Source organism: Rhodococcus sp. IEGM 1372 (assembly GCF_030056835.1).
Lineage (GTDB): Bacteria > Actinomycetota > Actinomycetes > Mycobacteriales > Mycobacteriaceae > Rhodococcoides.
This window is the reverse complement of sequence record NZ_JASHKS010000021.1, coordinates 48,518-61,383: the sequence shown is the minus strand read 5'-3', so window position 1 is coordinate 61,383 and position 12,866 is coordinate 48,518. Positions and strand designations below refer to the sequence as shown.

Annotated in this window: 13 protein-coding genes; 4 read left to right on the top strand and 9 right to left on the bottom strand. The window is 65.2% G+C overall.

Annotation, left to right across the window (positions count from 1 at the left end; genetic code table 11):
• Window positions 1-4 precede the first annotated feature (4 nt).
• Complete coding sequence (gene pepN, locus QM590_RS16975) at window positions 5-2,464, top strand: aminopeptidase N (protein WP_269595753.1); 2,460 nt, start codon at window positions 5-7, stop codon at window positions 2,462-2,464.
• Window positions 2,465-2,469: 5 nt separating this feature from the next.
• Window positions 2,470-2,781: a hypothetical protein gene (locus tag QM590_RS16970; RefSeq protein ID WP_269595752.1), complete on the top strand. Its 312-nt coding sequence runs from the start codon at window positions 2,470-2,472 to the stop codon at window positions 2,779-2,781.
• Window positions 2,782-2,787: 6 nt separating this feature from the next.
• Here QM590_RS16970 and cds1 read toward each other — a convergent pair whose 3' ends face one another.
• A complete protein-coding gene (gene cds1, locus QM590_RS16965) occupies window positions 2,788-3,870 on the bottom strand; it encodes an L-cysteine desulfhydrase Cds1 (protein WP_269595751.1) in 1,083 nt (360 codons plus the stop codon).
• A complete protein-coding gene (locus QM590_RS16960; protein ID WP_082899469.1) occupies window positions 3,867-4,220 on the bottom strand; it encodes a DUF4229 domain-containing protein in 354 nt (117 codons plus the stop codon). Before QM590_RS16960 ends, cds1 begins: the two co-directional genes overlap by 4 nt.
• A gap of 198 nt (window positions 4,221-4,418) precedes the next feature.
• Here QM590_RS16960 and QM590_RS16955 point away from each other — a divergent pair, with 198 nt between their 5' ends.
• Together QM590_RS16955 and QM590_RS16950 are read left to right on the top strand one after the other, a co-directional pair.
• Window positions 4,419-4,634: a BldC family transcriptional regulator gene (locus tag QM590_RS16955; protein ID WP_037187021.1), complete on the top strand. Its 216-nt coding sequence runs from the start codon at window positions 4,419-4,421 to the stop codon at window positions 4,632-4,634.
• 136 nt (window positions 4,635-4,770) lie between these two features.
• A complete protein-coding gene (locus tag QM590_RS16950) occupies window positions 4,771-4,968 on the top strand; it encodes a hypothetical protein (RefSeq protein ID WP_032393904.1) in 198 nt (65 codons plus the stop codon).
• A 13-nt stretch (window positions 4,969-4,981) separates the two neighbouring features.
• Here the strand turns inward: QM590_RS16950 and QM590_RS16945 are convergent, their stop codons facing one another.
• The 7 genes from QM590_RS16945 to hemL all read right to left on the bottom strand — a co-directional run bounded on the left by QM590_RS16945 (window position 4,982) and on the right by hemL (window position 12,799).
• The gene (locus QM590_RS16945) at window positions 4,982-6,661 is read right to left on the bottom strand and encodes a nucleotide-binding protein (protein ID WP_411741353.1); all 1,680 of its coding nucleotides are present in this window, start codon (window positions 6,659-6,661) and stop codon (window positions 4,982-4,984) included.
• Between the two features lie 120 nt (window positions 6,662-6,781).
• On the bottom strand, window positions 6,782-7,747 hold the full coding sequence (ccsB, locus tag QM590_RS16940) for a c-type cytochrome biogenesis protein CcsB (RefSeq protein WP_094687926.1): 966 nt from the start codon (window positions 7,745-7,747) through the stop codon (window positions 6,782-6,784).
• Window positions 7,748-7,750: 3 nt separating this feature from the next.
• Window positions 7,751-9,370: a cytochrome c biogenesis protein ResB gene (gene resB, locus QM590_RS16935; protein WP_269595750.1), complete on the bottom strand. Its 1,620-nt coding sequence runs from the start codon at window positions 9,368-9,370 to the stop codon at window positions 7,751-7,753.
• A complete protein-coding gene (locus tag QM590_RS16930; protein ID WP_068046420.1) occupies window positions 9,367-10,176 on the bottom strand; it encodes a cytochrome c biogenesis CcdA family protein in 810 nt (269 codons plus the stop codon). Before QM590_RS16930 ends, resB begins: the two co-directional genes overlap by 4 nt.
• An 8-nt stretch (window positions 10,177-10,184) precedes the next feature.
• Window positions 10,185-10,751: a TlpA disulfide reductase family protein gene (locus QM590_RS16925; protein WP_269595771.1), complete on the bottom strand. Its 567-nt coding sequence runs from the start codon at window positions 10,749-10,751 to the stop codon at window positions 10,185-10,187.
• Between the two features lie 13 nt (window positions 10,752-10,764).
• Complete coding sequence (locus tag QM590_RS16920; RefSeq protein ID WP_068046369.1) at window positions 10,765-11,427, bottom strand: histidine phosphatase family protein; 663 nt, start codon at window positions 11,425-11,427, stop codon at window positions 10,765-10,767.
• A gap of 52 nt (window positions 11,428-11,479) precedes the next feature.
• On the bottom strand, window positions 11,480-12,799 hold the full coding sequence (hemL, locus tag QM590_RS16915) for a glutamate-1-semialdehyde 2,1-aminomutase (RefSeq protein WP_269595749.1): 1,320 nt from the start codon (window positions 12,797-12,799) through the stop codon (window positions 11,480-11,482).
• Between the last annotated feature and the right edge of the window lie 67 nt (window positions 12,800-12,866).

Genomic DNA, 12,866 nt, shown 5'->3' with positions numbered 1-12,866 from the left:
TTCGGTGAGCACCGCGAATCTGACCCGGACCGAAACTCGCAGGCGATCGCGCCACATCGGCGGGGTGAAGTACCGCGTTCACCTCGATCTCCTGCGCGCAGAGGACGCAGACCTCGACACCTTCGAGACCGTGACGACCATCGAATTCGACGCGACCACCGCTGCGACCTGGGTGGACTTCATCGGTGCGGCAGTAGACCAAGTGACCGTCAACGGTATCGACACGGCGGTCGACTACGACGGCTCACGGATTCAACTGGTCGGGCTCACCGAGCACAACATCGTGCGGATTCGCGCGCGCGGACGATACAGCAGGTCGGGTGAAGGACTGCATCGGTTCGTCGATCCCGTCGACGACAACGTCTATCTCTACACGCAGTACGAACCGGCCGATGCACGCCGAGTGTTCGCGAACTTCGAGCAACCGGATCTGAAAGCTCCCTTCACTCTCACTGTCACGGCTCCGCCGACATGGACCGTACTGTCGAACCGCGAGGGAGTCACAGCCGACACGGTCACCACCTTCGCGCCGACCCTGCCGATCTCGACCTACATCACCGCAGTTGCGGCCGGCCCGTATCATCGCGTCCAATCATCCTGGACGCGAGGCGAACTCACCGTCCCCCTCGGTGCCTATTGCCGGGCGTCTCTCGCCGAGTACTTCGATGCCGAGGACATCTTCGACATCACGAAACGAGGCCTGGACTTCTTTCACGACAAGTTCGACTACCCGTATCCCTTCGGAAAGTACGACCAGATCTTCGTCCCCGAGTACAACCTCGGCGCGATGGAGAATCCCGGCCTCGTCACGTTCACCGAGTCGTACGTATTCCGTTCTGCGGCAACCGAAGCCCAGTACGAGGCCCGCGCGAACACGATCCTGCACGAGATGGCGCATATGTGGTTCGGCGACCTCGTCACGATGCAGTGGTGGGACGACCTGTGGCTCAAGGAATCCTTCGCCGACTTCATGGGTGCATACGCATCGGCCGAAGCGACCCGATTCACCGACGCCTGGGTCAGCTTCGCCAACCGACGAAAAGCGTGGGCGTACCTGCAGGACCAACTTCCGACCACCCACCCGATCGTCGCCGACATCACCGACCTCGAGGCCGCGAAGCTCAACTTCGACGGCATCACCTACGCCAAGGGTGCGAGCGTCCTCAAGCAACTCGGGGCATTCGTGGGCGCAGATGCCTTCTTCGCCGCCTCCCGCAACTACTTTCGCGCGCACGCCTTCGGAAACACGACTCTGACGGACCTGCTGAGCGAGATGTCGACCGCCAGCGGACGCGACCTCGACACCTGGGCTGCAGCATGGCTGCAGACCACCGGCGTCTCCACGCTCAGCTACACCGGCGATGCCATCGAGCAGACGGACCCGCGGCCTCACCGAATTGCCGTCGGGCTCTACGACCTCGACGAGGCCGGAAATCTGACGAGAACCCACCGACGAGAACTCGACATCGCCGAGGAACAAACGCCGGTCGACCTTCCCGAGGCCGCGCTGGTGCTGCTCAACGACGACGACCTGACATACGCCAAGATCCGATTCGACGAGCGCTCCAGTACGACCGTACGAAACCACCTCGATCGCATCGTCGACCCTCTCGCCCGGGGCCTGGTGTGGTCAGCGTTGTGGAACTCCACCCGCGACGCCGAGCTGTCTGCACTCGAATACATCGACATCGCAACCAGATTCGCACCCAACGAGCCCAAGATCGGTCTGTTGTCCGCAGTCACGGCCAATGTGGCGTACGCCCTCGAGCATTACCTCCCGGAGGACCGACGGCGCGAACCCACTCGGCAGTGGCTCGAGGCGTCGTGGACGCAGCTGCATGCGAGTGAGCCAGGGAGCGATACCCAGTTGGTGTGGGCGCGAGCCACCGCGGCCGCGGCCCAACTCGACGGCTCCCGCGCCGCAGACCTACGCGCACTTCTCGACGGCACGGCGACCGTGCCAGGTCTGCGCTTGGATCCCGACCAGCGCTGGTCGTTCTGGCTGGCCCTGGCCGCGACCGGAAACGCGACCTCGGCCGAGCTCGATGCAGAGCTGGCCTCCGACAACACGTCGTCTGGACGCACCTCACACACGGCTGCGTCGACGGCGATCCCCGACGCCGAGGTCAAGGCAAGGGCGTGGGCTGCCATCACCGAGCGCGACGATGCGTCCAACGATGTTCTCGACGCCTTCATCACCGGCTTCGGGGCCGGGCACCGGCCGGACCTGACGCAGGGCTACCACGACCGGTACTTCGAATCCATCGCGTCGTTGTGGACCTCGCGCAGCATCGAAATCGCACGGCGCATCGTCGTCCGACTGTTCCCGCAGCAATCGTCGACGGTAGCCGCGGACAGCTGGCTGGCCGAGCACGAGTGGGCACCGGCCGCCCTGCGGCGCTTGGTTATCGAGCAACGAGACCACCTGGCGAGGAGCCTGCGGGTGCAGGCGCGGATAGGGTGATGATCATGGCCACCAACGACACTCGACGCTCGATCGCCACGTCCGCACTCGCTGCCGGTGGATTGCTCGGCGGCTTCGCCGTCGCCCGGCAGTCGCACAACCGTCAGCTCGGCGGATCCGTACTGGCCGCTGCGGGTGTGGCATGCACGACCCGGTGGCAGAAGTCCTCGGGCTCGGCCCGCGCCGGTGTGCTGCTCGGGACCTATCTCGTCGCGTTCGGTGCCTCGCACCCGCTGGCCAAGAAGATCAGTGCCTGGCCGGCGGTCGTCACCGTCGCCGCTGCAACTGCCGCGGCGTCGTTGGCGGTGAGCAAGTAGATCTCCTCAGAACACCCCGGTACGAACGAACTTTTCGAGGGCTGCGGTCGGTTCGTCGAGATCCATACCCTGACTCGAAACCCAGGCGTCGTCGAAGTAGGTCTGCGTGTACCTGTCTCCGCCGTCGCACAGCAGAGTCACCACGCTCCCGCTGCGGCCTGCTGCGATCATTTCCGCGATCAATCCGAAGGCACCCCAGATGTTGGTGCCCGTCGATCCGCCCACTCGTTTGCCGAGTGCGTCCGAGGTGAATCGTGCGGCGGCCACGGAGGCGGCGTCGGGCACTGCGATCATTCGATCGATCACCTGGCCTACGAACGAGGGTTCGACGCGCGGTCGGCCGATGCCCTCGATGCGGGAGGACAGCCCTGTCTCGTAGCACGCGTCTCCGGACTCGTAGCCGCCGATGAACGCCGAGTTCTCGGGGTCCACAACCGCCAATTGCGTTGCATGCCTGCGATATCGGATGTACCGGCCGATGGTGGCGCTGGTCCCTCCGGTCCCCGCACCGACGACCACCCAGTCGGGAATGGGGCATTCCTCGAGCCGAAGTTGGTCGAAGATCGACTCGGCGATGTTGTTGTTACCGCGCCAGTCGGTGGCTCGTTCGGCGTGCGTGAATTGGTCCATGTAGTGGCTGTCCGGCTCGGCCGCGAGGCGATGCGCTTCGGTGTACATCTCGCCGGGCTGATCGACGAAATGACACCTCCCGCCGTGGGACTCGATGAGTGCGATCTTGGCCGGGCTGGTGCTCCGAGGCATCACGGCGACGAATTGCAGTCCGAGCAGTCCGGCGAAATAGGCCTCACTGACGGCAGTGGAGCCCGACGAGGCTTCGATCACCGTGGTGCGTTCGGTGACCCATCCGTTGCAGATTGCGTACAGAAAGAGCGACCGAGCCAGTCGGTGCTTCAGGCTGCCGGTGATGTGCGTCGATTCGTCCTTGAGGTACAGCGAGATTCCCCAGGCCGAGGGGAGGGGGTATCGCAACAGGTGTGTGTCGGCGCTGCGCTGGGAATCGGCCTCGATCAACCGGACTGCATTGTCGACCCATGCCCGTGACCCCGAGTGATCGACCGTCCTGGTCATTTCTTGCCGTCTTCACCGCGCAGCTTCGACTGCAGATCAGCACGCGCGGTGCGCCTGTCCTCGTCGACTGCTGCGATGGACTCGTTGACGCGGATGCGCATGTTCTTGAACAGGAGCAGCGACAGCGGTAGCGAGATCAGCACGGCGAAAATCGCGGCGACGAGTACCGGAACCTCGACGCCGAAGAGTAAACCGATGCCGACGATGAGTGCGCCGATCACGATGACGAGCGCTAGGCGCGCGAAGGTGTAGACACCCAGGTTCACGGCGAGAGACTTCTTCGCCGACCTACCTTTCGCGCCGTTTCCGCTGGTAGGTTCGCTGCTGTCGGCGTTCGTCGCGTCACTCACGGGTCCCAGTTTACCGGGCTCGGCAAGCACCTCGACCCACCCCCGGCGTGACCGATTTGTCCATTACCTCCCCTTTACCAGCCTTGTATCAGTCGAGTACCTAGGGGTTCGAGTGCAACCATGGGGTTCGAATGCAGCAGACCGATATCTCCGGTTCGACGCATATGCACCGAACCGAATCGTAGGAGGACACGACAGATGAGCGCACCCACATTTCACAAGGCTCAGGACTCACTTCTCACGCCGGGTCAGGTAGCCGCGCTTTTTCACGTCGACCCCAAGACAGTGACACGCTGGGCACACGCCGGTCGCCTCGGATCGCTCCGCACTCCGGGCGGGCACCGTCGATTCCGCGAGACCGAGGTCATGCAACTGCTGACCTCTCTGACCACGGAAGCCGGCGCACACCACTGATTCGGACGTCCTGACGTACGAAATACCCTCGATCTCCGCACCCGCTCGAACTCATTGAACATTCTCAGGAATCTTCGACGCTCGACGGGTGCGGAGGGTGTTGCATCGCGGCTACCCTCGTAGTAGGAGGTGCGTCGTGATCTATCTATTGGCGTTGATCGGCTTGGTGGCAGTCATCGTGCTGTTCTGGAAGGCATTCGGACCCAGCACACAGGCTCCACCCACCCGCACTGTCGGACCCGATGACGATCCCGATTTTCTGTGGCGAATCAACCGTGAAGCTCGCCGCGGAGGGAAAGACGGGACCGAGGCAGGCACCGAACCCAGCGAATAGGGTTCGGTAGTTCTCAGTTGCGGTGGGCAGCGGTGGGCGCGTCGGGGAAACCTGCCGCTACCGCCGCCGCGACTTCCAACAGTGCCTTCCGCGTGCGCCCACGAAGACGATCCAGTTCGATTTCCGCCCCCTCCTCGAGATGTGGGTCGAACGGAATCGTTCTCACTCGCGCGCACCGCTTCTCGAAATGCTCGACGACTTTGTGCAGGTCCACTTTTCCAGCTCTAGGCCGAACGCCGTTGACCACGGCGACCGATGTAGCGACCAACTCGCGGTAGCCGTGCGCATCGAGCCAATCCAACGTCGCCGACGCGCTCCGCACGCCGTCCACCGAGCCCGAACTGACCACCACCAGCGTGTCGGCTCCCTCGAGAATGCTTTCCATGGCCGAGTGCATCAGACCGGTGCCGCAGTCCGTGATGACGATGCTGTAGAACTTCTCCAACAGCGACACGGCGCGATCGTAATCCTCACCGCTGAATGCCTCCGAAGCCGCCGGATCCGAATCGGACGCCAACACCTCCAGTCGATGCACGTTCTGCGACGTGTAAGCCCTGACGTCGCTGTAACGGTCCAGAGACTCGATGTCGCGCAACAGATTACGGACTGTGGCGGTCGTCTCGGCCGGCACCTTCTGCCCCAGCGTTCCCCGATCGGGGTTCGCGTCGATGGCGATCACCCGATCACCCCTGATCTCGGCGAACGTCGAGCCGAGTGTGGCCGTCGTCGTGGTCTTGCCCACGCCCCCTTTCAGCGACAGCACCGCGACGCGATGGCACCCGACGAGAGGGCGATCCACCTCCGCGGTCAGAACCAGGCGTCGCTGCTGGGCAGCACTGTTGCCCGCATTCAGACGACCACGCGACATCAGATACAGCGCCCGACGCCACCCTGCCACCGGCGGCGCATTCCCTGATCGGACGAGCAACGAACTGCCGAGATCGAGCGAGGGCACCGGCTGCTCATCCGACCGACTCGGGCCGACGGTCGGTACCGCTCCCGGGGCGGCGATCAACGCGTCACCCGGGCCTTGCCGAACCTGCTGAGGCTGACCCCGATACTGCTGATTTTGATGCTGCTGATTTTGATGCTGCTGATTTTGATGCGCCGGCCCAGGCCACTGGCCGGGCTGAGGACCCCATTGATTCTGACCGTTCCACTGATTCTGGGGATTCCAGTGACCCTCCGACGGCCACTGACCATGCGGACCGCCCTGGTTCTGCGGTGCCCAATAGTTCTGCGGCCCAACTTGATTCTGCGGCACTGGATTCTGGGACGGCGGCGGGCCTGATGCGACGGGCGGCGCATGTGTAGGAGTCGGTACCACGGGAGTCGTCGGCGGTTCCACGGGCCTCGGTGGTGCGACGACGGTCTTGTCGATCCCGGCAGGTGGCACCGCGACCGACGCCGCCTCACCACCTGCGCCACCGTGGGCTTCACCGTCCCGAGGCGCAAGAAGCGGCGGCGATGTGTGGGCAGCCTCGGGCTGCGGCACGGGCGAATTGTCGATGCTTTCGGGCGGCATCGTGATGGGGGTCGATCTGAAGGGCTCCCGCGGCGGTGCGGGTGTGGCCTCCGCCGCCCCTAAGACAACGACCGGCTCGGATTCCGTGGGGCGAGCTACGTCTTCTTCGGGTACGTCGTCGTCCAATGGCCGGACGGGTTGCCAGTTGTTCTCGTGCCGATCGGCCATGACCGATTCCCCCCAGTTCGCGTCCCACATCGAAGATCCGAGCTCGGATGTGTCCCCCATCGAGCCGGATCGGACGCTACCAGCTGACAGTCCCGCGCGGAGGCTGCCAGCAAGCGAGAACTAGTTCAGTCCTGCGTAGCTGTGCAGTCCCGAGACCACCATGTTGATGATGAAGAGGTTGAAGAGCATGGCGGTGAATCCGGCGATGTTGATCCAGGCGGCGCGGGTGTTGCGCCATCCGGAGGTGGCGCGGGCGTGCAGGTAGGCGGCGTAGATGATCCAGGTGATGAACGACATCGTCTCTTTGGGGTCCCAGCCCCAGAAGCGGCCCCATGCGGCTTCGGCCCAGATTGCACCGAGGATGACGCCGGCTCCGAAGAGCGGGAAAGCGACGATGGTCGTCTTGTAGGCGAGTCGGTCGAGGGCCTGGGCGTCGGGCAGCTTGGATGCGAACTTGCCCCAGAACCCAACGCTTTCCTCGCCGATGGGCTGCTTGATGCGCAGCAGGAACAGCAGGGAGGCGACGCCGGAGACCAGGAGGATGCCGCTGCCGACGCTGACGATGGTGACGTGGATGGGCAGCCAGTAGGAGCGCAGCGCGGGGACGACGGGTGCGGCGTCGGCGTAGAGCTTGGTGGCGGCGAAGAACATCAGCACGATGATCGGTGCGAGAACGAACACGAGCATCGGGCGCATGGTCTTCTTGCGCAGCACGATCACGGAGGTGAGGGCGGCGGCTGCGGTGGCCATGGTGACGAACTCGTACATGTTGCCGAGCGGGAAGCGGTGGGTGGCGAACCCGCGGAGCACCACCGAGGCGATGTGCAGCGCGAGAGCCGGGGCGAGCAGGGCGAAGCCCATGCCTGCGAGTCGCTCGGACAGCGGTCGCTTCGGCGTTTCGACAACCAGTCCCGGTCGCGACTGGGCCACCGGCGCACCGGCACCGACGAGTTCCTTCGCCTGAGCGGCCGTGGCCTTGGCGGAGGCGTACTGGGCGATGAGCAGGACGAATGCGAGCACGTAGATGGTGAACGCTGATTCGAAGGACCAGTCGCTGTACTGCGAGAGGGTCTCGTTGATCGGCATCGGTCAGTTCTCCTGTTTCGAGGTGTCGCCGAGCAGGCGGGTGCACAGGCGGTCGAACTCTTCGCCCCACCCCGCCTGATCGGTGCGTGCAAGTCCGCCGAGGTCTACTACAGTACGTCGTGCTTGGGCGTCGGCGGTGAGTCGGACCCAGATTCTGCGACGCTTGATCACCAGTGAGACGAGCAGTCCGCCCATCATCGTGAGTGCGAAGACGAGCACCCAGGTCTGGGCCGGGTCGTGTGAGACCTGAAGGTTGACGAATTCCTTCGCGCCGTCGAAGGTGACGACCGTTCCGTCGCTCAGCGTCGCCGATTCTCCTGGCATCAGGTTGACGCGGTCCTGCTTCACGAGCCTGCCCTGGGCGATCATTTCCTGATCGAGCGAGAAGATCGACTGCGGCAGTCCGGTGTCGAGGCCGGTGTCGCCCTTGTAGATGTCGATGGCGACGGCGGGGTCGTTCATGGCGGGGAAGCTCGACGACAGCAGGCTGCCGTGGAACGACGCCGTCGGCGCGAACAGTCCTTCGATGGCGATCTGGTTCTTTCGCCGGTCCAGGGGATCGGTATACAAGCCGCCGGGCGGGTCGACACGGAGTACTCCGCTGGAGAGGAAGGTCGTGGCGTCCGTCGGTTGCCATTGGATGGTGTCGGTGCGGGTTTCGCCGTTCGGGAATGTCACGGTGAAGGTGGGTGCGTAGCCGTGGCCCTGGAGGTAGACGCGGTCTCCTGCGACGCGCAACGGGTGGTTGACCTGCAGTTGGTCGTCGCGCCAGACGTTGTTCGCGAGGTCCTGGCCTGCCTGGTATTCGATGTTGGAGGTGAACATCTCGGCCTGGCCGGTGTCGAGGTAGTCGGCTCTGAAGTCCTTGACGCGCACGCACAGTGGTTCGAGGTCGGTGCCGTCGACGAGGTTGCCTGCGCGGAACGAGTCGTAGTTGGCCGGGGTCGAGGTGCAGAAGCCGGGGCCGTCGTCGGCGATGACGATGCGGTTGCCCTCGTACCCGAGCAGCTTGCCCATGGCGATCGCGGCGAGCAGTCCAACGAGAGACAAGTGGAAGACGAGGTTTCCGAGTTCGCGGACGTAGCCCTTCTCCGCCGACAGAGTCACTGCTCCGCCGTCCTCGGTTCGTTGGGCGACGCGCCAACCGCGCAACTGGGTGCGTACCTGTGCGGCGATCTCTTCCGGCGTTCCGTCGACGTCGTAGCGGCTGTGGTGCGGCAGTCGGGAGAGGTTGCGGGGCGCGCGAACGGGTTTGGTGCGCAATTGCTTCGCGTGCTCGATGCAGCGCGGCAGGATGCAGCCGATCAGCGAGATGAACAGCAGCGCGTAGATCGCGGTGAACCAGAAGCTGCCGAAGACGTCGAACAGTTCGAGCTTGTCCATGATCGGGCCGAGGGTCGGGCGGTCGGCGATGTACTCGTCGACTTTGCCGGCGTTGAGGCTGCGCTGCGGCACCAGGGCACCGGGTACCGCGGCGAAGGCCAGCAGGAACAGCAGCACCAGCGCGGTTCGCATACTGGTCAGGCCGCGCCAGGTGTTACGGACCAGCGCCGCTCCCCTGCCCAGCACGGATTGCTTGCGCGGCGGCGATGCCTCGGTGCGCTCTTCGACGTCGGTGGTCATATCGGCAACACCACATCGGAGACGAAGGCGTCGCGCACCCAGCCGACGAATTGATCCCAGGCACCGGTGACCAGTGCAATTCCTACCGCTATCAACATGATTCCGCCGAACACCTGTATCTGTCGTGCATGTGTACGTAGCCAGCCGACGCCACGCAGCGCGCTGACCGAACCGAACGCGAGGATCACGAACGGTAAGCCGAGACCGAGGCAGTACGCCACGATCAGAACGACGCCCCGCGCTGCCGTCGTGCCGTCTGTCCCTGCGGCGAGTGAGATAACGCCCGCGAGTGTCGGCCCCAGGCACGGGGTCCATCCGAGCGCGAACACGCCACCGAGCAGCGGCGCTCCGGCCAGTGAGCCGATCTGCTTCGGCTCGAAGCGCACGTCGCGCTGCAGCGCGGGGATCAGTCCTACGAACACCAGGCCCATGGCGATGGTGACGACGCCGCCGATCCGCATGAGCAGTTCGCGGTTGATCGCCAGGACGGAGATCGCTCCGAACACCGATGCGGTGGCGAGAACGAACACCACCGTGAATCCGAGGACGAACAGACCCGCCGCTCCGGCCACGCGCAACCGCCCGCTGCGCACCTTCGTCTTCACGGCTGCCTCGTCGGCGCTGACGGCAGGGGCGTCGGCTCCGACGACTCCGGCGAGGTACGAGAGGTATCCGGGCACCAGGGGTACCACGCACGGCGACGCGAACGAGACGAGACCGGCCAGGACGCAGGCTCCGAGGGCCAGGACGAGCGGCCCGGAGGCCGCAGCTTCCTGGAAACTCGCGCCTATCCCGGCGAGGTACATCGTCTCGGTCACGGCTGCACTGGCTCCTCGGCTGCGACGCGTTCGACGACGGGCCGCAGGTCATCGGCGAGCAGTTCGCGCAGGAACACTGCCGCGACGCGATGCTGCCGATCGAGTACGACGGTCGTCGGGATGACGGAGGTGGGGACGCCGCCGAGCGCGGTCAGGGTGCGCATGGGCGGATCGTAGATCGAGGCGTAGCTGACGTTGTTGCTGACGACGAAGTCCTGCGCGGCGGTCTGCGACTCGTCGCGCACGTTGATCCCGAGGAATTCGACGCCCAAGGACTTGGTGGCCTCGTAGACGTCTTCGAGGTCGTCGGCTTCACCGCGGCACGGTCCGCACCACTGGCCCCAGACGTTGAGGACGACGACGTCACCGTCGTAGTCCGACAGGGAGGTCGTCTTGCCCTCGGTCATCAGGTCGGGCCCGGACAGCTCGCCGATGGTGCCGCGCTCGTCGGGCTCGTAGAAGATGTCGGTCTGTCCGCCCGGTGAGACGAACTGGAAGGTTCCGCCCTGCGCCACCGCGTCGGTGCCGGTGGAGCACCCCGCGACGAGGGCCGCTGCCGCCATACCCAGCAGAAACCTACGCACCGGAAATCCTTGGGTCGGATGCCCCCGCGGGCTCGGAGTAGACGAGGTCGACCAGCTGGTCCCCCTCGTAGACCAACGAGGTGAGCGACGCGAGCCCGCATTGTCGGTTCCGCGGGTCGTGCCAGAGCCGATCGCCCTGCAGGAATCGGCGCAGTGTCCACACCGGGAGTTGGTGGCTGACGCAGACGGCTTCGTGCCCGACGGCTTCGACGCGCGCCGCGTTGACTGCGGCGAGCATGCGGTGTGCGATCTGCAGGTACGGCTCGCCCCAGGACGGGGTGAACGGGTCGCGCAGCTTCCACCAGTGCCTGGGCCTACGCAGTGCACCGTCGCCCACGGCCACGCGCAGTCCTTCGAACTCGTTGCCTGCTTCGATGAGGTTCTCGTCCTCGGCGATGGTCAGGCCGTGCGCTGCGGCGATGGGTCCGGCGGTTTCCTGCGCGCGCAGCAACGGCGATGCCACGACGTGGGTGATGTCGTGGCCGGCGAGCGCGTCCGCGACCGACCTGGCCTGAGCCTGGCCCGTCACCGACAGCTTGAAGCCCGGCAACCGCCCGTAGAGGATGCCCTTGGGGTTGTGCACCTCGCCGTGCCGGAGGACGTGCACGATGGTGCGCGTCGTCGAGTGCGGATGTGTTGCGGGGGCCTCGGTCACGTCGGGGTCCTGTTTCTCGCTAGTCGGGTGGGCAATCAGTTCGGTGCAGACGTCACTGAGGAGCGGTGGCGGCGGCCGCTGCTTTCGCAGCGGCGGGGGCTGCGTCGGCGATGATCTCGAAGGCTCGATCGTCGAGAGCAGCCGAGACGAACCAGGCCTCGAAGGCGCTCGGCGGCGGGTACACGCCGCGAGAGAGGAAGGCGTGGAAGAACGCCGGGTATCGCCACGTCTGCGCGGCCTTGGCCTGCGCGTAATCGGTGACGGGTCCATCGGCGAAGAACACACTCACCATAGTGCCCGCGAACTGGACGTGATGGGTGACGCCTTCGGCGGTGAGGGCGTCGCCGAGCAGTGTTCCGAGTCGCTGCGAGTTGGTCTGCAGCTTCTCGTAGACGGCCGAGTCGGCCAGTTGCAGACTCGTCAGACCGGCCGCGACGGCGACGGGGTTACCGCTGAGCGTCCCTGCCTGGTACACCGGTCCGGCGGGCGCGAGGTAGGCCATCACGTCTGCTCGACCGCCGAATGCGGCGGCAGGCAATCCGCCCGACATGACTTTGCCGAAGGTGTAGAGGTCACCGGCAACACCGTCGATGCCGTACCAACCGGAGGCACTGACGCGGAATCCCGTCATCACCTCGTCCATGATCAGCAGTGCGCCGTGCTCGGTCGCGAGGTGGCGCAGTCCCTCGTTGAAGCCGGTGACCGGCGGGATTGCTCCCATGTTGCCTGCGGCTGCCTCGGTGATGATGCACGCGATCTGGCCGGGGTTGGCCTCGAAGGCCGCGGTGACGGCGGCGAGGTCGTTGTAGGGAACGACGATGGTGTCCGAAGCCTGTGCGCCGGTGACGCCGGGCGAGGTCGGCAGCCCGAAGGTGGCCAATCCCGAGCCCGCGTCGGCCAGTAGGGCGTCGACGTGGCCGTGGTAGCAGCCGGAGAATTTGAGGATCTTGGTTCGGCCGGTGAATCCACGGGCCAGGCGCACGGCGCTCATGGTGGCCTCTGTGCCCGAATTCACAAGGCGAACCTGGTCGACGGGGCCGACGCGACGCACGATTTCCTCGGCGAGTTCGATTTCGCGCTCGGTGGGTGCACCGAAAGACAGGCCTGTTGCGGCTGCCTTCTGGACGGCCTCGACGATGGCCGGGTGGGCGTGTCCGTGGATCATCGGACCCCAGGACGAGATGAGGTCCACGTAGGACTTCCCGTCGGCGTCGGTCATCGTGTATCCGCTGGCCTGCGTGATGAAGCGAGGCGTGCCGCCGACCGATGCGAATGCCCGCACCGGCGAGTTGACGCCACCGGGAATCACCGCGCTCGCGCGGGCGAACAGTTGAGCAGATACGGGGGCGTCGTCGCCGGTAGGAACAGTCACGACTTCCAGTGTCCCAGGTTCGGCGAAATCACCAACTACAGGGCGTAATAATCCATCGGCTACGCGT

Excerpts from the sequence above, each read along its gene's own strand:
- QM590_RS16970 (WP_269595752.1), top strand. The coding sequence starts at position 2,470 with ATGGCCACCAACGACACTCGACGCTCGATCGCCACGTCCGCACTCGCT.
- cds1 (WP_269595751.1), bottom strand. The coding sequence starts at position 3,870 with ATGACCAGGACGGTCGATCACTCGGGGTCACGGGCATGGGTCGACAAT.
- QM590_RS16955 (WP_037187021.1), top strand. The coding sequence starts at position 4,419 with ATGAGCGCACCCACATTTCACAAGGCTCAGGACTCACTTCTCACGCCG.
- QM590_RS16945 (WP_411741353.1), bottom strand. The coding sequence starts at position 6,661 with ATGGCCGATCGGCACGAGAACAACTGGCAACCCGTCCGGCCATTGGAC.
- ccsB (WP_094687926.1), bottom strand. The coding sequence starts at position 7,747 with ATGCCGATCAACGAGACCCTCTCGCAGTACAGCGACTGGTCCTTCGAA.
- resB (WP_269595750.1), bottom strand. The coding sequence starts at position 9,370 with ATGACCACCGACGTCGAAGAGCGCACCGAGGCATCGCCGCCGCGCAAG.
- QM590_RS16930 (WP_068046420.1), bottom strand. The coding sequence starts at position 10,176 with ATGTACCTCGCCGGGATAGGCGCGAGTTTCCAGGAAGCTGCGGCCTCC.
- QM590_RS16925 (WP_269595771.1), bottom strand. The coding sequence starts at position 10,751 with ATGGCGGCAGCGGCCCTCGTCGCGGGGTGCTCCACCGGCACCGACGCG.